We start from the raw sequence: 21,572 nt of genomic DNA, 5'->3' as shown, positions 1-21,572 counted from the left end.
AATACATACAGCTGGAATTCACACCTGCATAAATCAGATACAGCTCACCTGTATAAAAAGGATTATGCCAATCATCAAACCTGCGTAAAATAAATACAGTTGGAATTCATACCTGGGTAAATCAGATACAGGTCATCTGCAAAAAATAGGACAATATTACTCATCGAACCTGCGTAATACGAATACAGGTGCAATCTCATACCTGCGTAAATTAGATACAGGTCACCTGCGTAAAATAAGTACAGGTCAAAATCATTACAATTTGATTTACAATACGGTAGGTAAATTTTCACTTTACAAGCAATTATTATTTTTCTTTCATACTCAAAGAATTCACTTCTGTAATTTCCCAATAAAAACAAAAGAAGATTAAAACTTACTGATTATCAATAATATAAATCGATTTTCAGAACTCCGAAAAATAAGCGGCCTTTTTGGCAAGATGTGTCTTTGTATATACAAACTTTTCAAGTTTGATATCCAAAGACGATCTTGCCTTTTTTGCAAAAAGGGGAAAAAACTGCGGAACTTGTTTTTTTTAGTTTAAATAATTAAATTTATTAATCTTACCGAAAGGTTCATCTCAAGAATTCCATGAGAAAGTTATCTAAGATGTTTTTTTTTGTAAAAAGAGAGCAACGATAATTCCATAAAAAATTCCCAAGAATGCTGCCACAATAACATCCGTAGGATAATGAACACCGTTGTAAATACGGCTGTATGCAACCAAAACAGCCCAGCAGACTAAAACATATTTTAGCCAATTATATTTTCTTGGTAGCAAAAAGATTAGGAATGTTGCTAAGCCAAATGCGTTCGCAGAGTGAGACGATATAAAACCATACTGACCACCTGGTCCTGCTTTGCTTAAATGTATCAAATTTTCGAGAGATGGTTCATGTGATGGTCTTAGTCTTTTGAACGCATTTTTTATAAGATGAGATGCGGTCTGGTCACAGATCGTGATCAGAAAAGCAATTGCCAAAAGTACGTAAGCACTTTTCTTTTTAAATTCTCTCATAATGATATACAAAAGAAAAGTATAAAATGGTATCCAAAACAGTTTATCACTTGCCCAATACATGATCGGATCAAAAAATGAATTGTGCTTTCGGTTTATAAAAAGAAAAAGCTGAGTGTCGAGTTGGTTTATATTTTCGAGCATAGTAATGTCTTAATAATGAATATTTTAAGTTGTTGTTATTTTTATTTGAGAGTCAATATTAATATTCCCCCGATGATCATAAAACCGCCCACAGCAATTTTCCAGGTAAATTGCTCGTTTAGGAAGAAAAAGGAAAGAGCCAGCGTAATAATTATACTTCCCTTGTCTATTAATGCTATTTCTGAAACATTACCCACCTTCATTGCCCTGTAATAGAATATCCACGAAATTGTGGTCGTAATTCCCGAAAATCCCAGCAATAAAATATCTTTTTTGGTAAGATTTGAAAAATCTTTGGCGTTATTAAATGCGAATATATTGAGCCAAATTAGAAAAAACACAAATGAAGTCCGGACAGCCAAACCTGTATCTGATGCAACATTTTTCAGTCCTGCTTTTGCTATGACTGAGGTTAAACCTGCAAATATCATCGAAATGATGGCGAAAATTTGATATTGTTTCATAAAGTGTTGTGTGAGAATATGTGATATTAAAAGGCTAACTTTTTAGTATTGAAATTAGCCTTCAATAAATTTGATATTTTGTGTATTATTTAAACGCTTTGATTCCCGCAAACTTTGCTGCACTTCCAAGCTCCTCCTCAATTCTCAATAGTTGATTGAATTTTGAAACCCGCTCACTTCGGCAGCCACTTCCTGTTTTCAAATGCCCTGCACCAACTGCCACTGTCAAGTCGGCGATTGTTGTATCTTCTGTTTCTCCGCTTCGGTGCGAGATAAAGCAGTTGTAATTGTTTTTATAGGCCAGGTCAATCGTTTCCAGAGTTTCTGTAACGGTTCCAATTTGATTTAATTTTATCAAAACAGAGTTTCCAATTTTTTGGTCAATGCCTTCCTGTAGAATCTTTGGATTCGTACAGAAAATATCATCTCCCACCAGTTCTACTTTGTTTCCTAATCTCTCCGTCAATTGCTGCCAGCCTTTCCAGTCATTTTCTCCAAGACCGTCTTCCAACAAAACAATCGGATATTGTGATGTCCAGCTTTCCCAAAGTTCAATCATCTGTTCACTTGTTTTTTGTTCTTTGGTGCTTTTGAAAAATTCATATTTGTCATTGTTCCACATCTCACTTGTTGCAGGATCTAAGCATAACGACACATCTTTTCCAGGCGTAAAACCGGCTTTGGTAATCGCTTCTAAAATGACATCAACGGCTTCTTCATTGGATTTTAGATTTGGTGCAAATCCTCCTTCATCGCCAACTCCTGTGTAATATCCTTTTCCCTTTAAAATTTCTTTTAAGGTGTGGAAGACCTCTTCACCCATTCGAATACTCTCCTTAAAGTTTGGGGCATTGTGTGGTGCAATCATAAATTCCTGAAAATCGATATTATTGTCAGCGTGTCTTCCGCCATTGATCACATTCATACAAGGTACAGGCATGGTATATGTTGATTCATCCCTGAATTGTCGGTACAGTGGGATCTTGTTAAAGGCAGCTGATGCTTTGGCATAAGCAATGGAAACGGCTAAAATGCCATTGGCACCGAGATTAGATTTGTTGGGCGTCCCATCCAACGAGATCATCAAGGCATCTACATCGTTTTGAAGAAGCATTTCTTTACCGACCAGTGCATTAGCAATAATAGTATTGACATTACTGACTGCTTTTGAAACGCCTTTGCCCTGATAGCGTGTTTTATCGTTATCTCTTAACTCCACAGCTTCCTTTTCTCCTGTGCTGGCTCCTGAAGGAGAGATTGCTCTCCCTTTAAACTCACCATTGATGGTGATCTCTGCTTCAACTGTCGGGTTTCCTCTGGAATCGAGTACTTCTCTTGCGTGTACTTTTGTAATTTTCATAATATTTTTTGATGTATTTAGGTGAATAATATTTCAGAACTAGGTTGAATAAGTAATATTTTAGTTTGTTTTAAATGGTCTTTATTCAATTTTAAAAATTGGTCGATCTTACTTTTATTATCAATAAGTTCAAGACAGGCAGGATTCTCCAAAGCAGGAATTTCCGAAATATTGTACGTAATAGTCTTATAATTCAGGTAACCTGATTTTGCGATAAAGATGTTGGCTTGCTCTATTTTGCTCTCTTTTGCCTTCTTTAACAACAATTCACCAAGGGAATTGTTCCATAATCTTTTCCAAAACGATTGATCTTTTACAGATGCTCCGTATTCGAAATAAATCCTTGCGATCACTGTTGGTTTATTTTCCATTGTGTTCATTTATTTGGTTTCGTTTATATTTTTTCCGGACTGATTTTGAAATCTGGAATGTTTTGCTTCCCCGATGACCTGTTTGCCGTAAATGCTGTTATGACCGGAAAGAAGATATGATACCACGCAGGCAATGGCCATATAGATTCCGCTTTCAGCCCCGAAGAGTTCTATTCCCATCAGCATACAGGCTAAAGGGGTATTGGTTGCCCCTGCAAATACCGCCACAAATCCCATCCCTGCCAAAAGACCTGTCGGAAGAGGGATGAATAATGACAAGGCACTTCCCAAAGTAGCTCCGATAAAGAATAAAGGCGTTACTTCGCCACCTTTGAATCCTGCTGCGAGGGTGATAATGGTAAAGGCCATCTTCAATGCAAAATCGAAAGGCGGTAATTGCTGCTCAAAAGATTGAACAATGGTCGGAATACCCAATCCGATATATTTCGTGGTTCCCATTGCAAACACAGCGACGGCAACTATGATCCCTCCCACAAAAGGGCGGAGCGGCGGAAAAGATATTCTGGATTTGAAAATAGAAGTAACATAATGGATGACCTTGCTAAAGGTCGCTGCACAAAGGCCGAATAAGATCCCTGCCAGTATACTATAGATGATTGGCAAAGCTTCCAATTGGGGAACAAGGTCGATATGATAATGGGTGTGTTTAACCTGCCAGAGGTTAGTGACCAGGTCTGCCAGTATTGCTGAAGCAAACGCAGGAAATATCGCATCATATTTTATTCTTCCTATCAGAAATACTTCGAGACCGAACAAGGCACCCGCCAAAGGTGTTCCGAATATAGAACCGAAACCAGCAGCAATAGCCGAGATCAGTAGTATTTTGCGCTCAGGTTCAGTTAGTCTGAAAGGTTTTGTGAATTGATCAGCGATTGCTCCCGCCATCTGCAATGCCGTTCCCTCTCTACCTGCGGAACCTCCAAAAAAGTGGGTTGCAATCGTTCCTAAATAAACAAAGGGTGCCATCCTGAAAGGAATAATTTCCTTTGGATTGTGGATGCTGTCAATCAATAAATTATTTCCAGCCTCAATATCCTTCCCCAGATAATTGTAAAGCAAGCCGATTAACAGACCTGCAATTGGCAGAAAAGCAATGAGCCACAGATGATTCTCCCTGAAATTCGTAGCCCAGTCCAGTGATACCAGAAAACCTGCCGAGGCAGACCCTACACAGATCCCAATGATGGAACTGATTAAAAACCATTTAACGATGTATGGGAGAGTAGGGTATTTACGGAAAAAGATCTTTGTGTGAAGCTGAGCTGCTTTGCTGTTGGATCTAAAATGCTGATTTTTGGACATAATTTACCTGATTAAATGTGTTAACATTGTCTAATCAGGCGTCATCAGCTTTTTTAGGGCGGTTGGGTAAGGAAGAGCACCATTTCCTTTCAACAAATGTACAAAATAGTTTTTAGAAAATACTATTGACAGACATTATAATAATGTTTTTCAGGGATAATACTTTTTCTTCAGCCACAAACTAACCCTTACCAATAAAATTAAAACAGGTACTTCCACAAGAGGACCGATGACCCCAACAAATGCTTGTGAGGAATGGATTCCGAAAACCGCTATAGCAACAGCAATGGCTAATTCAAAATTGTTTCCTGTTGCAGTAAATGCAATCGATGCATTTTTGTCATAAGGCACTTTCAATGCTTTACTAATGAAAAAACTGATGAAGAATGTAAGAACAAAGTAAATTACTAATGGGATGGCAACTTTAACAACGTCCATTGGTAGCTCTAAAATTTTGTCTCCCTTTAAACTGAACATCAATACTATAGTAAACAGCAAAGCATACAAAGTAACAGGTGAAATAGCCGGAATGAATTTTCTATTGAACCAATCTTTTCCTTTTAATTTAATCAAGAAATAGCGGCTCAAAAATCCTGCAATAAATGGAATTCCTAAATAAATGAATACACTCTCGGCAACATCTTTCATTGGTACCGCAATGTTAAAATTTCCTAAGCCTAGTTTTTGTGGTAATACATTAATGAAAAGCCAAACATAAAAACTATAAAAAACCAATTGGAAAATACTGTTTAATGCGATTAGCAGAGCTGCGTACTCCCGATTGCCTTTTGCCAGATCATTCCATACAATTACCATTGCAATACATCTTGCTAAACCGATCAAAATTAGACCAATCATATAGTCTGGCTCATCTCGTAGAAAAATGATAGCTAATACAAACATTAAAATAGGACTGATAATCCAATTGAGTAGCAATGATACCGACATTACTTTTTTGTCTTTAAAAGCCATTGGTAATAGAGTATAATCCACTTTTGCCAAAGGTGGATACATCATCAAAATCAAGCCTATTGCTAAGGGAATATTAGTTGTTCCGACAGACAAAGAATTTGTGACAGTAGAAATATCAGGAAAGAAATATCCTAACCCAACGCCCAAAAGCATTGCTAAAAAAATCCATAGGGTAAGAAAGCGGTCGAGGAATTTTAATTTTGGTTGCATCTTCTAATTATTGAGTTGAGCGTATTGTTCCGCTGTTAATAAATTTTCTGTTTCTCTTACGTCTTCAATTTCAATTTTCACCATCCAGCCATTATCAAACGGATTAGAATTTACAAGCGTTGGCTCGTTTAAAAGTTGCTCATTGGTTTCAATAATTTTTCCTGAAAGAGGCATAAATAGGTCGCTGACGGTTTTAATTGCTTCTACAGAGCCAAATACTTCGTCTTGATTGAAGTTATGATTAACATTCGGCAAGTCAACATATACGATTTCTCCCAATTCCTTTTGAGCAAATGCTGTAATACCGACCGTTGCAGTTTTGTTCTCAATACTAACCCAAGTATGTTCTTTTGAATAATGTAGATCTTTTGGAAGTTCCATTTTTTTAGATTTTAAAGATTAATAGCCACGTCTTAGATTTTCTGCATACTCGTTTGGAAGAGGGCTGTCTTCCACTGCCTTTGCCGCCTTTTCAAAGTCATAGTCGAAGCGGATAAATTCTACACTGATGCTTTCTTTGTTTAAAACAGAACTATTTTCATCAACTGTCAACATCACGTAACCACCTCTGATATCATTGTCTTTCGGCTTCCCAACGGAACCGATATTTACTGCGTGACGAAAATGATCTTGTCCATCAATACCCGAATTTAAAACTCTATGATATGGTTTGTGTGTATGTCCGAAACACATAATGTCGGCATCGGCCTGTTCCATAATACGAAGCATACTTTTTTCTTCACGGTCTTCGAAAAGATATTCATTTATTTTTCTCGGACTCCCGTGTACCAAAAGCAGGTTCAGTTTGTCTTCGTTCAGTTGAAATTCTACTTTTATATGTGCTGGAAGTGTGCGCAGGTACGCCCTTTCATCATCTTTCATCAAAGAATTGGTAAATGAAATGGAGATATTTCCGTTGTCCTTCTCAGCATCTGTTTTGTAGGCGCAACCGCATTCATTACTCATTCTCCCAATGCCAAAATCGTAGTTGCCTGCAATAGTTGGTATTCTTCTTTTACGGATTTCATTGACCACTTCGTTTGGCCAAATATTGTAACCTACTAAATCTCCCAAGCAATAAATGCTGTCGGGATTTCTTTTTTCAACATCTGCAAAGAATGCTTCCAATGCAGGGAGATTAGCGTGAATGTCGCTGAATAATGCAATTTTCATTTTATTTATTTTTATTTAAGAATTCTTCTATTTCAATTATTGTTTGTTTTGCAGATCTGTTTATACCAATTAATGTTGCAGATGCATAGCCTGTCCAGTTACCATAGCCAACAAACCATAAACCTTCCATTTCCAAAGATCTGCTATCTGTGGTTTTAGCGATACCACTTTCATCTATACGGACGATTGATCTTAAGTAGGCGGTGTCATAACCAAAGCCTGTGCACCAGACAAAAGCATCAAACTCTTCTGAATTTCCATCATCCCATACCACACCTTGATCATAAATTTTATGAAATGAACCGCTTGAAACTAAAACGCCTCTTTTCTGAGCTTCTTTAACAGGAGGAACCATAACGATATTTCCTAAATTGTACTGCGATGCATCAAAGGGTTTTCCTTCTTTTTCCGCTTTGTATTTCGCTGACGCAACATTAAATAGGTAATAACCATCTACATTGTCTGGAAGAAATTGAGGTTCTCTTTTTGTAGACCATTTTGTTTCAGTAAATCTTGAAACTTCAGCTACAATCTGTGCACCTGAATTCCCTTCACCAATGACTAAAGTTTTCATTCCTATAAAGTCCTCTGGATTTTTGTAGTTTCCGGAATGAATTTGTATTCCCTTAAAACTTTCGATGCCATCTATGTTTGGAATAGTAGGGTTTCCCCAGGTTCCGGTTGCTGAAATAATTGACTTAGCTTTTATAGTGTTCTGTTGTATATCAACGATAAAAAAATCTCCATTTTTTTTGATATTATTAACCTCAAATCCCCGTCTTATATTCAGCTGATAGTGTGCTTCGTATTGCTGTAAGTAATTTATTACTTCTTGCTTAGGAGGAAATTTATTTTTAGATTTCGGCATCGCCCAGCCAGGCAAGGAACTGTAATCGGCTGGTGAAAAAAGGGTTAGACTGTCCCAAGTATGAAGCCAGGCACCTCCAGATATAATTTGTTTATCCAATATTACATAATTCAGTTTAGCTCTTCTCAAATAATATCCACAAGCTAAAGCACTTTGTCCTCCTCCAATAACAACGACGTCGTATATTTCATCCATTAATCTTTGGTTTTGATTATTTTATAATGGCAGATTAGTGAGTAAATTATGTTTAGCAGCAACCTCCGCCAGGCGTACAAGAACTGTTTTGGTTTACACCAAGTTCAATTAGATTCTTTTTTTCTTTTTCTGATGGGATTCCGCAAGCATCCTGTGCTAAACAAGCTGTAGTTTTATTTTTTAGAATAAATGTTTTTCCATTGAATTCTAAGTCATATTTTCCGATAGTATCACTTTGATATTCAACTTCAATATCAAAATCCCCGATTCCCAATTTGTCTTCAGAAAGTTTGATAATGTTGAGTAATTTGTTAGGCTTTAAACGGTGTTCAAAATCGTCTGCATTCCAAAGCTGAAAATTCACAACCTTCTCTGAACGGATGACACCGCCACAATCAATAAAGTTTTTATTAATCATTCCTACTTCTGTAACGTGAAAATGTTCCGGAACATAAGCTCCATTTTCTAACTGGAATTCAACATTTTCTAATGTTGGTAAAATTTGTTTTACTTCTGATAATTTCATAATTAAATGTTTATAGGTTAAATGCAATATTGCGATATATTTAGGTAAAAAAACGCTTAACAGCATTTTGATTTGGTAACAGTTTGTACTATTGCGGAAAAATAAGTGTTGAGAATTTCGATGGTCTTTTCGTCTATACAATAGCAGATAGCGTTTCCGGAAATGTTACCTTTTATGATCCCGGCATTTTTCAGTTCTTTCAAATGCTGAGAAACGGTAGGTTGAGCTAAGGGTAATTCATTCACGATGTCGCCACAAATACACTCATTGACTTTCATCAAATACTCAATAATAGCTATTCTGGCAGGATGTCCTAATGCTTTTGCAATAGTTGCAATTTGATTTTGTTTATCTGTAAAATGTTCTGTTTTAGTAGCTCCCATAATTGCAAAGTTTAATATTGCAATATTACGATAAATATTTTGAAGAATCCAAATTAATCCAGATTATTCTTTTTTAATCTTCGTAAGTTTCCAGACTAATCCAGATTATTCTTATTTAGCCAAAACCCATTGAATACTATTGTTTTAGAAGGTTTTAACGCCCAATTTTGTCACAGAATTTTTAATCAAAATACTAATGAAAAAATTGAGTCATCTTCTACTAACATTAATTGTACTATCAATCCAAGGTCAGGTCGGCATCAATACCCAAACGCCTGAAGCGACTTTAGAAGTTGTAGGAAAACCAAATGATGCCAATCATTATGATGGAATAATTCCTCCAAGGATTGCAGGAGACCAACTTGCGGCAAAAACATATTCATCTTCAAAAAAAGGATCTGTCGTCTTTGTAACATCTCCGGCTACCAATTTATCGGGACAAGTCATTCAAATAACTGAACCCGGATTATATTATTTTGATGGCAATTTGTGGCAAACATTTTCAAAGGAAAAGCAACCCACTGAATATAGAATTCTATTAACATTTGACCATAACAGTACTGCAGCTCTTAGTGCAACTTCTACCTGGTCCGCTCCGGTTAATTATAATGGAAATACTAATGCCTATTTAATGGCTTCCAAATTCTATACGATTGGAACCAAAAATTATGGAGGACTAAAAGGATCCGTATCATTCAGAAAAGTTAATGGTATCGTCAATGTAAAATTTCAAATATTCAGGTCGACTGATTCAGAACCAATTACTTCAGATGCACTTATAAATATTTCGGATATCTTTAGTGACATAGGGTATATCCCTAACCAGATTGTTTTTTTACATCCTGAGAATTCAACAATGCTTATTCCTGCCTTGCTTGAAAATTTTACCATAAAAATTCCTCAAGCTTCTTTAGGCGCAATATCAACATCATATTATACTTATGGAGAACTTCAGGGCTACTCAAATTGGATCAGACCCTATCTACAATAGGGTGCTAAAATTATAGCAATTAATACAAATTAAAACAGTTAATACGATTCTTAAGACCAAATGAATTTTAATAAAAAATAAAATGAAAACATTAATTTATTTTTTTCTGCCTTTCATAGCAATATCAATACAGGGACAGATTGGCATCAACACCCAGACGCCCGAGGCCACTTTAGAAGTTGTAGGGAAACCAAATGACACCAATCATTATGACGGGATTATTCCTCCACGGATTACAGGAAACCAACTCGCAGCAAAAACATATTCATCTGCAAAAAAAGGAGCTGTCGTGTTTGTAACATCTCCAGCTACTAATTTATCCGGTCAGGTCATTCATATCACAAAGTCCGGGTTGTATTATTTTGACGGTGATCTATGGAAGTCATTTATACAAGAAGACCCACTAAATACAGTTGCACTCAAGGGCAACACTTCTACGGTTGAACTTATTGTCAAGAACAGTCTTCATCTTAATTTTGATGAGAAAGAAAATTACATACTGGGCATTTCCAGAAGTCCCATCACTGGTGACTACAATTCTATTTTTGCAACCGACTCTAATATAACCTCTGGAAAAGGAAACTCAGCCAGTGCTTATGCAATGTCTCAAGGCGAAGTAACGGGCAAGCTCAATTATGGCGCAGGAGTTTCGGCATTGAATGGGATTGCAAACGGAGTGATTTCCGGAAGCAGAAATATTGGAATTGGTCCAGGAGCGATGTCCTACATTACGTCAGGAAATGATAACATATCTATTGGCTATCTGTCAGGAACAGGAAACCGAACAGGGTCTAACAATATTTTCATTGGCATTGGCGCTGGTAGTCCGGCCACAGGAAACAGAAGCGTAAGTAATAAACTAGCTATACATTCAACCCCCGTTACAACAAGTTCAACCAGCTTTTGGGATAGTATCACGAACAATTATACGGATTACAAATTTGCTTTGATCTCGGGGGATTTTTCTGAAAGATGGTTAAATATCAATGGCAAGCTAAGCGTTACACCTTCCCAAATGCCCAATGCAGACGGAGATTCATCCTATACAAAAAAAGTAGTTGCCAAAGCTGATGGCTCATTTGGTTTTGCAACAGAGACAGTTCCTAACCCTCCCTCGACCGGAACGTATATTCTGAAAAGTGTGAATGGAGTAGCGAGTTGGGTAATACCCTAAGATCAATGTAATAAAAGACTTCTACCAAGCATTTCATAATCTAAAAAACAGAACAATGACAATCTATTTCAAACTCATTATCCTGGTTATTTGTATGTGTCTCACATCCTGTAAATCTATTATTTCCAATCCTGTTAAGCCTTTAAAAGATGATTCTTTAGAATTAAATCAGAAATATGAAGTTCAGGATTTCACTACAAAAATTCATAAAATAAAAATAACATCAATTGACAGCAAAAGTATTTACGGCATTTCCAATAAAGGAGATTTTATATCAATTGATAAAAAACACATCAGGGAAGTGAAAAAAGTAAAAGTCGTGAGTTCCATTGTTGTGGGCATTATGGCAATTGCAGCGGTCATCTTCATTCCTATTTAGTAATAGCATTCATTAGATCAAACTTGATTTGAAACTGAGTATGGACGAATTAAAAGATGAGGTGATTTTGATCAGGATAAAGAGTCAAAAAAAGAAAGACTGGAAAAATCTTTGTTCCAAAAAGCAAATTTCTCTGACAAGCTTAATCATCGACTCTGTTGAGAACAGGATTTTAAATGATGAGAGGAGAAAAATATTGGCGTTCATAGAAAAACAGGATAACATTTTCGGGAAAATTGAAACCAACATCAATCAGGTAGCAAAAATAGCAAATGGTCAAAAATTTATCAGCGAAAATGAACTCAGAAATTTTTCAGATAAGTTATTGGAGATCATAATTCTGAAAAAACAACAGAACGAAATCTTTACAAAAATCTATGCAAAGCTATCGAGATGATTGTTAAGATCATGGATCCGGCAGGTCCCAGTTTTCCAGGAGTTCATTATAATGATAAGAAAATTGACAAAGGAACCGGAGAATTAATGCTGATGAAAAATTTTCCTTCCTTCATTAACGAATCAAGCAGCAAGGAAGAAGTAAGAAACTATTTGATAGCTATTTCGATTGGGAACAAAAAAGTATTAAAGCCTCAATTTCATGCGATGATCTCTACGAAATTTCAAGGACATTCGAAAGAAGAGCTTACTAAGATAGCGGAGAATTTTATGGATGAAATGAAATATAGCGGACAGCCTTTTATTGTGGTTTTTCATAAGGATACAGATAATAATCACGTACACATTGTTTCAACCCGGGTTGATAAACAGACAGGGAAAAAGATCAATGACAGTTATGAAAGGCTTAAAGCCCAAAAAGCATTAAGCGTTACAATGGAAAAATTGTATGGTCAGAAACCGGAAGAAGAACTGGAAAAACTGCTGAACTACAAAATAAGTTCGCTTAATCAGTTAGAAACTCTACTCAATAGAAATGGATATAAGATAGGCAAAAACACAAATGATGAAAATTCTTTTAACATTTTAAAAAACGGCGTAATACAGCAAACACTTTCAGGAAATCAGATTGTTTTTGATAACAGTAAAAATGATAAAAGGGCAAAGCAGATCAAAGCCATACTAAGCAAATACAAAGAATTGTATTCCACCAAGGTTTTTAAAGTGGAAGATGATAGGCAACAGCAATCGATGCTCCCAAAGGAAAAGTTACGAGAAAATGAATTAAAAATAAAAATCAGTTTTGAAAGTGAACTCCAAAAGAAGCTGAAAGATGTTTTCGGGATCGATATGGTTTTTCATCATAAAGAAGATAAAAATCCTTTTGGCTACACTTTAATCGACCACAAAACAGGAAAAGTATATAAAGGAAGTGATATTCTGAAAATGAATGAAGTGTTTGAATTTACTTATGACAGGCTGGATAAGAAGACTTTTGAAATACTGAAGGATTATAATACCCGCAGTCAGGAAACAAAAAATATCCTGTTTCAATTTTTCAATAAAAACAATCCGGAAACGCAAATCAAGGATTTTATGCTTTTTGAGAACAAAGGAAAGAAAGATCTGGAAACCTATCGAAAAGTCCAGTTTGAAGTAAAGGATTTTATTAGAAATCAAAAAAACACAAATGATGAAAAAAAAGATATTTCTATAACGACTGCTGAAGACGGAAAGCTGTATGCTGTTCATACCAGATTCCATTACGTGGGTGAACTTCAACCATTAATCGGAGAAAAGGAATATCAAAAATTTCTGAATCCGACAGGTGTAAATGAAGTGCAGACAGAAAACCGGACCGAAAACAATGAGAAATCAGAATTAAACAAAGCCGTTAACAAGATGCTGTTTGAGTTAATGAAAAGTTCGGGAACTGCAAAAGACCCTGCCGAAAATGAACTCAAAAAAAGACGAAAAAAAAGACGATAAAATTGGTAGTTGTCGGTTGATAGAAAAATCTTCTCCAGTCCAACAACATTCAACTAAAAACAAAAAACTAGACCCAATGATCATCACATTTGCCACACAAAAAGGAGGAACCGGAAAAACGACATTAGCCATCGCTTTTGCCAATTACATTTCGGCAATTTCGGAAAGGAAAATCAATGTTTTTGATTTTGATTATCAGAAATCATTTTACTACAAATGGAAAGATGATGAATTATCGGAAAGTCCGAAATTATATGAAGTGGAAATTATTGGCGATGAAGACCAACAGCCATTTTCAGACTTTGAGACCCTCATTAATTTAAAAGATAGCGATGAGATCAACCTTTTTGACTTGGCAGGGACACTCGATGCAAAATACAGCGATCTGCTCATTTACAGTGATTTTATCGTGATTCCATTTGAGTATTCAGATGTTTCTGTCAAGTCCACATTGGTCTTTATCAATATGCTGGGACTATTGGAAAGTGAGGCAGAAAGAGTATTTATCCGCTCCAAATATGATAAGGGCTACAAGTATCTGAATCAGGAAGGAATGGACATTGAGCTGAAAAAATTCGGATTGCTGCTAGAAAATCCTGTATTCAAAAAAAATGTCCTGCAAAAGATTGATACCAGAAAGCTGACCTACGAACAAAAATACGGGGTAAGAAAATCTTTCGATGAATTGATAGAATATATTAATCAAACATTGAAGATCACCCTTTGAAATAAAAAATATACCTAAGTATTAATCTCTATAACTTCAGTAAAAATGATAAAAATCTCGCTTTGCATCTTAGCTGTTTATCTGACGTATTACGCCGGAAATATCTTATACGATCTGTTTCTAAAAAAAGAAAAAGAAATCTATAAAGAAGAGACGGAGGAATTTTCGTTGTCCGAAATTTCCGAGCAGTACGAAGATCTTACTGCAACTATAGGGATTGAAGATGTAGAAAATCTCAACACTCCCAAATCCTTTAATAAAAATCCAGTCCATTCTGATATCACTGAAGGAAATGAAGAAAGACAAGATCTGGAGCATTTGAGGGAACTATTTGAATCTGAACAAGATTTGGATGAATTCGACAATCCATCAAAAAAGGATTCCACGGAAATTGAAAACCAACCTTACCCTCAAAAAGCTGAATTAAGCGATGCGTATTTTGACCAGAAAGAAAAAATACCAGACGAAATTGAAAACGAGAAACCTAACGAAGTGATTAGCGAAAACCCAATCACGGTTAGTGCAGACCAGGAAACTTCCAGAATAAAAGATTGGAAGGCGATGCTTAATCTTTCTGAAACCTTGGTTCAAATGGTGGCGAACTACGATGGATACAAAGTTTATCAATCCACGATGTAGTTAGCCAACTTAAACAAAATCTAACGCACTGATTATTAGAATTAACAGCGGATTTCCATCCGTTGTCCGGGACTTCTATGCCCAAAATTTAACACTCAATTGATTATTAACCCTTTATAAATTTTTTGAATTATGATGAAAAATTTTTTCACAAAAAACGTGACAACAAAAAAAGTTCTAACCCTAGCCTTGGCAATTATGGCAATAACCCCAGCATTTGCACAAGGAGGAGCAACCGCTATCTCCAACGCAGCAAGTGATATTACAGATTATTGGGATCCCGTAAAGCTGATCTTGAAAGCAGTGGGTGGATTGGTCGGTTTCATCGGAGGTCTTCGTGTGTATAACAAATGGACGAATGGTGACCAGGATGTCAACAAAGAGATCCTTGGTTATGGAGGAGCGATGATCTTCTTGATTGTAGTTCCGGAATTTGTAACAGCATTCTTTGCCTAGTATGGGATTCTATCTTTACAAGGGGTTGAAAAAACCCCTTGTATTCTTCGGGCTCAAAGGGAAGTACATCATTTATGCAGTCGGCGTTATCGGAGGCGGGGTGATTTCAGCATTGGTACTCTCAAAGTTCGGTCTATTAGGCTCTCTGCTTGGTCTTGCAGTCACTGCGGGAGGTGTTTACTTCATTTTCAAAAGACAGGATAAGTATGGTTTGTATGATAAAACCAAAAACTTCGATCAGATTTTAATTTTTCCAAAAAGATTACATAATAATAAACTTCTTAAGAATGGCAACAGCAAAAAAACAAGCCTTTAGCATCCCATTTATTGGATACGATTATGGAAAAGATTTCAATTGGGATTTTGATGTTCTTTTCGGACAATACGGAAACCCTATTATTGGGATTAAGGTAAAAAATATTGTCGAACAATATTCGGCAGATCCTGACAGCTATCTCAATTTCCACACGGTGTTAAATCAGGTGGTGTCGATCATTGGAGAAGGAAGAATTGTTCAGAAGCTCGATATTTTTTCTAAAAAAAGATACACCGCTGAACAATCAAACCAATTTCTACAACAAAAATATTCGGAACATTTTGACGGCAGGCTTTTCAAAACCATTGAAACGGTTCTTTTCTTTACAGATATCATCGATGATAAGCTGAAAAAGAAAATGAAGCATTATCATTTTTCGGATAAAAGCTACAAAGAATTAAGGGATAAGTGCCAAAAAGTATTGATGCTTTTGAAGCAGAACAATTGTGAACCTGAGTTTCTATTTGAGAAAGATTTCGAATACTACATTTCCGGAGTTTTGTCGATGCAGTTTTCCGAATCTCCAACATTTGATAATATCAAAAGCACCAACGAATTTTTACAGATTGGGAACCGATTCGTGAAGAATATTTCTTACGTGGATGTAGAAAATATTGATCTGCCTTCAGAAATTGAGCCTTACTCTTTTCTCGGAGGAAACGGTGCGGCAGCTGAAACGGCGGTTGATAATTTTAGTTTTATTAATGAACTGGAAGATTATGAGACCATTGTCTACAATCAGATCATTACCATTCCGCTTCAGGCACAACAACAAAGGGAGCTTGATAAAAAGAAGAAAAAACACGAAGGAGCAGCTAACAATTCTCCGTCCAACGCGATTATAGCAGATGAAATTCAGACCCTGCTTCATAATATAGCGATTGACGGACAGCTCGTTGTCAATGCTCATTTTTCAATCTTATTTTCCGCAGAAACACTGGAGAAAATGGAAAATATTCAGTCGATGATTGAAAACAAATTATTCACGAAAGGAATTATTGTTTCTAAAAATGCCTACAACCAACTCGAACTCTGGCGATCAGCCATTCCTGGCAATGGAACAGAACTTAGGGAATACGATCTATTTATGACGACAAGCGAAGCGGCCTTGTGTTTTTTTTTTAAAGAAAGTTACCCCGTGAATGAAGAATCCAATTTCTATTTACGATTTACCGATAGACAAGGTGTTCCGCTGAAAGTTGATCCTTCGGATTTACCGATGAAAACAGGAAGAATTAATAACAGAAATAAATTTGTATTAGGACCATCAGGTTCCGGAAAGTCATTTTTGATGAACAATATTATAGAGCAATATCTCACGTATAACTATGACGTAGTTATTGTTGACACTGGAGATTCTTATTCAGGAACTTGTAAATACAAAGGAGGAAGATACATCCAATACACAGAAGAAAAACCGATTACTATGAATCCTTTTCTGATGGATCAAAAAGAATTTAATATCGAAAAAATAGAATTTTTGACCAACCTGATCTTCCTGATCTGGCAAGGTCCCGATGCTGCAATGTCATCGGCTCAAAAATCCATTTTAGATAATGTTTTGATGTCTTATTACCATCAATACTTCAACTCAGGAACAGAGTGGTATGAAAATAAAACTTCTGAAGAACTCATTCTCTATCTGGGTAAATACAACATTCACGAAGATGATCTTTTTTCTGAATATGAAAACGAAGCCAAAGGACAGTATACTTACTATGACATTTTGGGAATTACTTTCGATGCCAGTTCCGATGAAATAAAGGAAGCGGGAAGAAAATTATTGAAATTTTATCATCCCGACAAGAACATTAATAACCCGGAATATGAAAGCGAAAATTTCTACAAGGTTTATGAAGCGTATGACACGCTGAACGATGAAGAAAGAAGGAAAATATACAATGAAACGCAGTTGATTTTAATCAGGTCGAATGATATCATCAGGCAACCCAGATCAGCTGAAGAATGGAATGAATCCTTTAGAAAAGCCATTATCAGAAAAATAAAAGAACTGGAAGAAAAGCTGGTTGTAAAAGAACTTTCGTTCAATGGGTTTTATGATTATTGCGATCAATTTCTTCCTATTTACCTGAATAATAAGAAACACAATATCATAGAAAAGGAATTCAATCTCCGCACCTTTTTATTTGTACTGAAAGATTTTTACAAAGGCGGAAGGTACGGAACCACTTTAAATGAAAGTGCCGATAATACGCTTTTTGACGAATCTTTTATTGTTTTTGAAATTGATAATGTTAAGGATAATCCGAAATTGTTTCCGATAGTAACGCTCATTATTATGGACACTTTTATTCAGAAAATGAGACTCAGAAAAGACCGCAGAAAAGCCTTAATAATCGAAGAAGCGTGGAAGGCCATTGCTAGTAAATTGATGGGTGGATACATTCTTTATTTATATAAAACGGTGAGGAAATTTTGGGGAGAAGCGGTGGTGGTAACGCAGGAACTGGATGACATTATTGGAAATGCAGTGGTTAAAGATTCCATCATCAATAATTCGGACACTTTTATATTGCTTGACCAGACGAAGTTCAAAGACAACTTTGATAAAATCGCTTCATTGCTATCGCTCAATAAAGTAGAGCAAAACAAGATTTTTACCATCAACAATCTCAACAACAAATTCGGAAGAAGCCGATTCAAAGAATTTTACTTAAAAAGAGGTTCAAAAGGAGAGGTCTATGGAAATGAGGTTTCATTGGAGCAATATCTCACCTACACTACAGAAAAACCGGAAAAATCGGCAGTTGAATATTATGTATGTCAATATGGCGACTATGATGAAGCATTGCGCAAAATAGTTGGTGATCTCAAAACCTTCGGAGACAGTCTGGAAAACTTAGTGTCACTGGTGAACTTATATCAAAATCCATTGGATGATAAAATCAATTCTTTCTACAGAATGATGAAAAAGGAACACAAAGGGAAGAATGTCTTCAAGACTATCACACAGGAATTAGAAGACCGCAATATCAGTTTTTCAGAATTAATCAGTAAACAAAATTACGCTTATGAAAACGTTTAGACCTATAAATTTACCAAGAGGATTTCGTCACGTTTCATCTCTGGCGAACCATATTATATTGAAGGTTTTTCTACTAATTTTCTCCTTCTGGGAGACAATGGGATTCGCTCAAAACACTTACATCGACCCTACGGTAACAGCGGCAATGATTCTTTATTCTGAAAATCTAAAAGCCAAACAGAACGAAGTCATTGATGAAACTTCAAAATTAAAGGACGCACAGACCTGGGTGGGGACTCAGATGGTGGCAGCTAATGACATTCAGAATAAAATTCTGAAGGGTTTAAAAGAGGTTTCCGGCACTTTACAAAATGGAATTCAGGCACAGGAAATCTACTCTGAACTTAATAAATGCTACAATTATTCATCACAAGTGATACAACTAGCATCAGAACATCCTGAGTATGCCATTTTTGGGGTGAAAGCTTCACAAAAAACGTATGAGCAAAGTCTAAAGATTGTTACAGATGTTTCTGATATTCTCGCTTCCGGAGAGCTGAATCTTGCAACAGCAGGAGACCGCTACAAAATTCTTCATAATATTTCAGGTAATGTCAAAAATCTGAAACTATGGCTTTTGGCGATAAAACTACGACTGGAAAAAGCCAATCGATTGGGATTCTGGAATTCCATTAATCCATTTGCAGGCTACATCAATACAGACAAAGCTATTGTTGAAAACATAATGAACAGGTACAAACGGAATTTTTAAATTTTTCTATTATGAAATCGAAAAATGAGATTTGCCGACTATGCGGAGTCAAAAAGAAAATTGTTGTCAGTTTGCTTATTCCTGTAGTTTATTTCGTATTGACATCCTCCGGTGGTGGCTCTACACCGGCTTGGCAACAGGAAAATGTATCATTTCCGATGATGGATATAGAAATCAATGCCACGATGAAAGAACACGACAGGCAAAAAGAAATGCGACAAAAACAAATTGCCAATGCTACCGTAGAAACAGCTAATAGAACCCAATGGAACCAATTCAAGGAAAAGATTACCAAAGTTCAGGACAGATTGCGGATTATTTCATTTGCCATTCAAGCTGTACCGACAGGAATAGCAATGAGCAGGGAAATAACCAAAATAACAAACAATCAGACTGCTATTATCAATGAAATAAGTGATGCTCCTTATTCAATTATTGCGGTATTGCCTTCCCAGGTTCAATTTGTTGATGATCTGCAAATGGTAACAAGGTTAGTAACAGGGATCATTTTGTCTTACGGAGCCATCAACCAAATGGAAAAATCAGAACGTAAAGTATTATTGGACTATGCTTTAGGGGAACTAAAGGCAATAAGCAGGAATTCTACGCATATGCTGCTCAAGATAAGAGATATTAAAGCCAAAGTAAAACGTAACAAAAGAGCCTTTCAATATTATGTCAATAGGGATAAGCAAGTAGTTGAAAGCATCATGGATAACATCAAATCTTTCTAAAATGAAAAAACTATTTTTTTCCGGAGTTTTATTCTTCACTGTTGCATCCGTAAAAAGCCAGCAGATAGTTATCAATGACAAACTTTTATCACAGATCACCGTAAATCACGGCGTTCGATTGGGAAGTGAACAGACTTTTTTGGATTCGTATGAAAAGCAAAAAGAACTGTATGACGATGTCAATAATAAGATAACGCAGATCATAGCCATTCAGGAATACATCTATCAACAACTGAAAAATGTGAATTCAGCCCTGACCCAGAGTAAAAAACTCATTTACCTCTATCAATATTTGGGTAAAATAGTGACGAACTCCAACAAAATGCTGGATTTATCGGCACAACATCCTGAATACGCCGTCTTGGTATCAAAATATTATGTTGAGATAGGCAAGCAAACGATCAAACTTCAGCAGGAAGTTACCCAGGATATTCTCAATGAAGATAAAGATTTTCTGATGGATGCTATGGATAGGGAAATGCTTATTGAAAAGATATTTACCCGTGTCAGAAATATCAACGGAAATATTCTGTACATCAATCTGCGATTAGAGAATGCCAAGAAAATCCCTTATCTGTATCAGGTTCCGGTTCTCCGCAATTACATCAATATAGACAAAGCCATTGTTGGCGACATCATCACTAAATACCAGTACCTCTTTAATTAAAAAATTATGGAAAATCTACTAAAAAAAATCAGTCTATTTCAGTTGCTCTTTTTTGCAGCCACTGTGTTTGCACAATTGAGTGTAAAGAGATTGAATGACCCTTCCATTGTTGCCCAGCATAAAAGAATGGTCTTTCAAGATTGGGGAGATTGGAGACCTTACCCAAAATATTTTTTAGGCATTCAAACCAATTTTGCCTACGCCACGGTTTGGGGAATGTGGGCTCCGAAAATTAACAGGGATTATAAAGATGGCGAAGACATTCGACCATTAAAACCTACCGGAGTGCAAAATCAAAGATTCGCTCAATTAAAATTTCAGGAGGAAGAGGCAAAAAATATAAAAGCAGCTTCAGACACTATTCATAAAAGAAGTATTCAGGATTTTGCCCATTGGACTTCCGCTACTGTCGATGCAGACCCTCTATGGTTATTGTATTACAAACGAATGCTAAAACCAATTACCGAATTCCCCGATACACCTCAAAATTTTCAAGAATGGCGACTGAAATACCAACAAACGTTTGAAACACTCAGCTCAACAGGCACCATAAGAAGACTTCAGGAAGAATTGGATCTCATCAAAGAAAAATATTCAATGTCGAGAAGTATGGATATGCCAAGGGGAAAACGATTCATTATGTACCACGAAACCCTTATCAAATGGAGAAAATTTGTAACGGAATTAAGGAAGCACAATAATAAGACAACACTTCTTACAGATTATAAAAATATTTTGAAAAACCATTCAAATTATGCCTTACCACCGGGATGGATACCTGCTTCAGACCAGCAGATCGTTCACAATGTGATGAGCCAATATAAACACCGATATTAA

Annotated in this window: 25 protein-coding genes and 1 riboswitch; of the genes, 14 read left to right on the top strand and 11 right to left on the bottom strand. The window is 36.2% G+C overall.

Annotation, left to right across the window (positions count from 1 at the left end):
• Window positions 1-607: 607 nt before the first annotated feature.
• The 11 genes from H560_RS0116975 to H560_RS0116925 all read right to left on the bottom strand — a co-directional run bounded on the left by H560_RS0116975 (window position 608) and on the right by H560_RS0116925 (window position 9,010).
• Window positions 608-1,165, bottom strand: a complete 558-nt coding sequence (locus tag H560_RS0116975; protein WP_027381137.1) for a phosphatase PAP2 family protein — start codon at window positions 1,163-1,165, stop codon at window positions 608-610.
• 41 nt (window positions 1,166-1,206) lie between these two features.
• The gene (locus H560_RS0116970; RefSeq protein ID WP_027381136.1) at window positions 1,207-1,629 is read right to left on the bottom strand and encodes an EamA family transporter; all 423 of its coding nucleotides are present in this window, start codon (window positions 1,627-1,629) and stop codon (window positions 1,207-1,209) included.
• 85 nt (window positions 1,630-1,714) lie between these two features.
• Window positions 1,715-2,992, bottom strand: a complete 1,278-nt coding sequence (gene eno / locus H560_RS0116965) for a phosphopyruvate hydratase (protein WP_228372497.1) — start codon at window positions 2,990-2,992, stop codon at window positions 1,715-1,717.
• A 14-nt stretch (window positions 2,993-3,006) separates the two neighbouring features.
• Window positions 3,007-3,360, bottom strand: a complete 354-nt coding sequence (locus H560_RS0116960; RefSeq protein WP_123983439.1) for a DUF190 domain-containing protein — start codon at window positions 3,358-3,360, stop codon at window positions 3,007-3,009.
• A gap of 9 nt (window positions 3,361-3,369) precedes the next feature.
• Window positions 3,370-4,683 carry a voltage-gated chloride channel family protein gene (locus H560_RS0116955; RefSeq protein WP_027381133.1) on the bottom strand — a complete coding sequence of 438 codons (1,314 nt, stop codon included), beginning with the start codon at window positions 4,681-4,683 and terminating at the stop codon, window positions 3,370-3,372.
• Window positions 4,684-4,711: 28 nt separating this feature from the next.
• Window positions 4,712-4,779, bottom strand: a riboswitch (Fluoride riboswitch).
• Between the two features lie 54 nt (window positions 4,780-4,833).
• Window positions 4,834-5,865 (bottom strand): ACR3 family arsenite efflux transporter, encoded by a 1,032-nt coding sequence (gene arsB / locus H560_RS0116950; RefSeq protein WP_027381132.1) that lies wholly within the window; start codon window positions 5,863-5,865, stop codon window positions 4,834-4,836.
• Window positions 5,866-5,868: 3 nt separating this feature from the next.
• Entirely contained in the window at window positions 5,869-6,246 is a 378-nt protein-coding gene (gene gcvH / locus H560_RS0116945; RefSeq protein ID WP_027381131.1) for a glycine cleavage system protein GcvH, read from the bottom strand.
• A gap of 18 nt (window positions 6,247-6,264) precedes the next feature.
• On the bottom strand, window positions 6,265-7,038 hold the full coding sequence (locus H560_RS0116940) for a metallophosphoesterase family protein (protein ID WP_027381130.1): 774 nt from the start codon (window positions 7,036-7,038) through the stop codon (window positions 6,265-6,267).
• Window position 7,039: 1 nt separating this feature from the next.
• Complete coding sequence (locus H560_RS0116935) at window positions 7,040-8,101, bottom strand: ArsO family NAD(P)H-dependent flavin-containing monooxygenase (protein ID WP_027381129.1); 1,062 nt, start codon at window positions 8,099-8,101, stop codon at window positions 7,040-7,042.
• Between the two features lie 52 nt (window positions 8,102-8,153).
• Window positions 8,154-8,627: a DUF6428 family protein gene (locus H560_RS0116930; protein WP_027381128.1), complete on the bottom strand. Its 474-nt coding sequence runs from the start codon at window positions 8,625-8,627 to the stop codon at window positions 8,154-8,156.
• Between the two features lie 56 nt (window positions 8,628-8,683).
• Window positions 8,684-9,010, bottom strand: a complete 327-nt coding sequence (locus tag H560_RS0116925) for an ArsR/SmtB family transcription factor (RefSeq protein ID WP_002981116.1) — start codon at window positions 9,008-9,010, stop codon at window positions 8,684-8,686.
• Between the two features lie 196 nt (window positions 9,011-9,206).
• Here H560_RS0116925 and H560_RS23430 point away from each other — a divergent pair, with 196 nt between their 5' ends.
• The 14 genes from H560_RS23430 (at window position 9,207) to H560_RS0116855 (ending at window position 21,572) form a co-directional block, all read left to right on the top strand.
• Window positions 9,207-10,001 (top strand): hypothetical protein, encoded by a 795-nt coding sequence (locus H560_RS23430; RefSeq protein WP_027381127.1) that lies wholly within the window; start codon window positions 9,207-9,209, stop codon window positions 9,999-10,001.
• A gap of 82 nt (window positions 10,002-10,083) precedes the next feature.
• The gene (locus H560_RS0116915) at window positions 10,084-11,175 is read left to right on the top strand and encodes a hypothetical protein (protein ID WP_027381126.1); all 1,092 of its coding nucleotides are present in this window, start codon (window positions 10,084-10,086) and stop codon (window positions 11,173-11,175) included.
• Window positions 11,176-11,230: 55 nt separating this feature from the next.
• Entirely contained in the window at window positions 11,231-11,554 is a 324-nt protein-coding gene (locus tag H560_RS0116910; protein WP_123983440.1) for a bacteriophage spanin2 family protein, read from the top strand.
• A gap of 40 nt (window positions 11,555-11,594) precedes the next feature.
• Window positions 11,595-11,951, top strand: a complete 357-nt coding sequence (locus H560_RS0116905; protein ID WP_027381124.1) for a hypothetical protein — start codon at window positions 11,595-11,597, stop codon at window positions 11,949-11,951.
• Window positions 11,948-13,438 carry a relaxase/mobilization nuclease domain-containing protein gene (locus H560_RS0116900; protein WP_027381123.1) on the top strand — a complete coding sequence of 497 codons (1,491 nt, stop codon included), beginning with the start codon at window positions 11,948-11,950 and terminating at the stop codon, window positions 13,436-13,438. The genes H560_RS0116905 and H560_RS0116900 overlap by 4 nt, the downstream gene beginning before the upstream one ends.
• Window positions 13,439-13,514: 76 nt before the next feature.
• Window positions 13,515-14,165 carry a ParA family protein gene (locus tag H560_RS0116895; protein WP_027381122.1) on the top strand — a complete coding sequence of 217 codons (651 nt, stop codon included), beginning with the start codon at window positions 13,515-13,517 and terminating at the stop codon, window positions 14,163-14,165.
• 45 nt (window positions 14,166-14,210) lie between these two features.
• A complete protein-coding gene (locus H560_RS0116890; protein WP_027381121.1) occupies window positions 14,211-14,804 on the top strand; it encodes a hypothetical protein in 594 nt (197 codons plus the stop codon).
• Window positions 14,805-14,939: 135 nt separating this feature from the next.
• Complete coding sequence (locus tag H560_RS0116885; protein WP_371462110.1) at window positions 14,940-15,260, top strand: DUF4134 domain-containing protein; 321 nt, start codon at window positions 14,940-14,942, stop codon at window positions 15,258-15,260.
• A gap of 1 nt (window position 15,261) precedes the next feature.
• A complete protein-coding gene (locus tag H560_RS0116880) occupies window positions 15,262-15,576 on the top strand; it encodes a DUF4133 domain-containing protein (RefSeq protein WP_027381119.1) in 315 nt (104 codons plus the stop codon).
• Entirely contained in the window at window positions 15,548-18,622 is a 3,075-nt protein-coding gene (locus H560_RS0116875; protein ID WP_027381118.1) for a TraG family conjugative transposon ATPase, read from the top strand. Before H560_RS0116880 ends, H560_RS0116875 begins: the two co-directional genes overlap by 29 nt.
• Window positions 18,609-19,334 (top strand): hypothetical protein, encoded by a 726-nt coding sequence (locus H560_RS0116870; protein ID WP_228372496.1) that lies wholly within the window; start codon window positions 18,609-18,611, stop codon window positions 19,332-19,334. The genes H560_RS0116875 and H560_RS0116870 overlap by 14 nt, the downstream gene beginning before the upstream one ends.
• An 11-nt stretch (window positions 19,335-19,345) precedes the next feature.
• Window positions 19,346-20,068, top strand: coding sequence for a hypothetical protein (locus tag H560_RS0116865; RefSeq protein WP_051289371.1), 723 nt, complete (start codon window positions 19,346-19,348; stop codon window positions 20,066-20,068).
• Between the two features lies 1 nt (window position 20,069).
• The gene (locus H560_RS0116860; RefSeq protein WP_027381115.1) at window positions 20,070-20,735 is read left to right on the top strand and encodes a hypothetical protein; all 666 of its coding nucleotides are present in this window, start codon (window positions 20,070-20,072) and stop codon (window positions 20,733-20,735) included.
• A 6-nt stretch (window positions 20,736-20,741) separates the two neighbouring features.
• Window positions 20,742-21,572: a hypothetical protein gene (locus H560_RS0116855; protein ID WP_051289370.1), complete on the top strand. Its 831-nt coding sequence runs from the start codon at window positions 20,742-20,744 to the stop codon at window positions 21,570-21,572.

This window comes from Chryseobacterium daeguense DSM 19388 (genome assembly GCF_000430825.1).
Lineage (GTDB): Bacteria > Bacteroidota > Bacteroidia > Flavobacteriales > Weeksellaceae > Chryseobacterium > Chryseobacterium daeguense.
The sequence above is the reverse complement of the archived record's forward strand: the minus strand, read 5'-3'. Positions and strand labels throughout refer to the sequence as shown.

Coding starts and splice junctions, on each gene's coding strand:
- H560_RS0116960 (WP_123983439.1), bottom strand. CDS start 3,360: ATGGAAAATAAACCAACAGTGATCGCAAGGATTTATTTCGAATACGGA.
- H560_RS0116935 (WP_027381129.1), bottom strand. CDS start 8,101: ATGGATGAAATATACGACGTCGTTGTTATTGGAGGAGGACAAAGTGCT.
- H560_RS0116870 (WP_228372496.1), top strand. CDS start 18,609: ATGAAAACGTTTAGACCTATAAATTTACCAAGAGGATTTCGTCACGTT.
- H560_RS0116915 (WP_027381126.1), top strand. CDS start 10,084: ATGAAAACATTAATTTATTTTTTTCTGCCTTTCATAGCAATATCAATA.
- H560_RS0116865 (WP_051289371.1), top strand. CDS start 19,346: ATGAAATCGAAAAATGAGATTTGCCGACTATGCGGAGTCAAAAAGAAA.
- gcvH (WP_027381131.1), bottom strand. CDS start 6,246: ATGGAACTTCCAAAAGATCTACATTATTCAAAAGAACATACTTGGGTT.
- H560_RS0116900 (WP_027381123.1), top strand. CDS start 11,948: ATGATTGTTAAGATCATGGATCCGGCAGGTCCCAGTTTTCCAGGAGTT.
- H560_RS0116860 (WP_027381115.1), top strand. CDS start 20,070: ATGAAAAAACTATTTTTTTCCGGAGTTTTATTCTTCACTGTTGCATCC.
- H560_RS0116940 (WP_027381130.1), bottom strand. CDS start 7,038: ATGAAAATTGCATTATTCAGCGACATTCACGCTAATCTCCCTGCATTG.
- H560_RS0116925 (WP_002981116.1), bottom strand. CDS start 9,010: ATGGGAGCTACTAAAACAGAACATTTTACAGATAAACAAAATCAAATT.
- H560_RS0116885 (WP_371462110.1), top strand. CDS start 14,940: ATGAAAAATTTTTTCACAAAAAACGTGACAACAAAAAAAGTTCTAACC.
- arsB (WP_027381132.1), bottom strand. CDS start 5,865: ATGCAACCAAAATTAAAATTCCTCGACCGCTTTCTTACCCTATGGATT.
- H560_RS0116895 (WP_027381122.1), top strand. CDS start 13,515: ATGATCATCACATTTGCCACACAAAAAGGAGGAACCGGAAAAACGACA.
- H560_RS0116970 (WP_027381136.1), bottom strand. CDS start 1,629: ATGAAACAATATCAAATTTTCGCCATCATTTCGATGATATTTGCAGGT.
- H560_RS23430 (WP_027381127.1), top strand. CDS start 9,207: ATGAAAAAATTGAGTCATCTTCTACTAACATTAATTGTACTATCAATC.
- H560_RS0116880 (WP_027381119.1), top strand. CDS start 15,262: ATGGGATTCTATCTTTACAAGGGGTTGAAAAAACCCCTTGTATTCTTC.
- H560_RS0116875 (WP_027381118.1), top strand. CDS start 15,548: ATGGCAACAGCAAAAAAACAAGCCTTTAGCATCCCATTTATTGGATAC.
- H560_RS0116975 (WP_027381137.1), bottom strand. CDS start 1,165: ATGCTCGAAAATATAAACCAACTCGACACTCAGCTTTTTCTTTTTATA.
- H560_RS0116910 (WP_123983440.1), top strand. CDS start 11,231: ATGACAATCTATTTCAAACTCATTATCCTGGTTATTTGTATGTGTCTC.
- H560_RS0116930 (WP_027381128.1), bottom strand. CDS start 8,627: ATGAAATTATCAGAAGTAAAACAAATTTTACCAACATTAGAAAATGTT.
- H560_RS0116890 (WP_027381121.1), top strand. CDS start 14,211: ATGATAAAAATCTCGCTTTGCATCTTAGCTGTTTATCTGACGTATTAC.
- H560_RS0116855 (WP_051289370.1), top strand. CDS start 20,742: ATGGAAAATCTACTAAAAAAAATCAGTCTATTTCAGTTGCTCTTTTTT.
- H560_RS0116955 (WP_027381133.1), bottom strand. CDS start 4,683: ATGTCCAAAAATCAGCATTTTAGATCCAACAGCAAAGCAGCTCAGCTT.
- H560_RS0116905 (WP_027381124.1), top strand. CDS start 11,595: ATGGACGAATTAAAAGATGAGGTGATTTTGATCAGGATAAAGAGTCAA.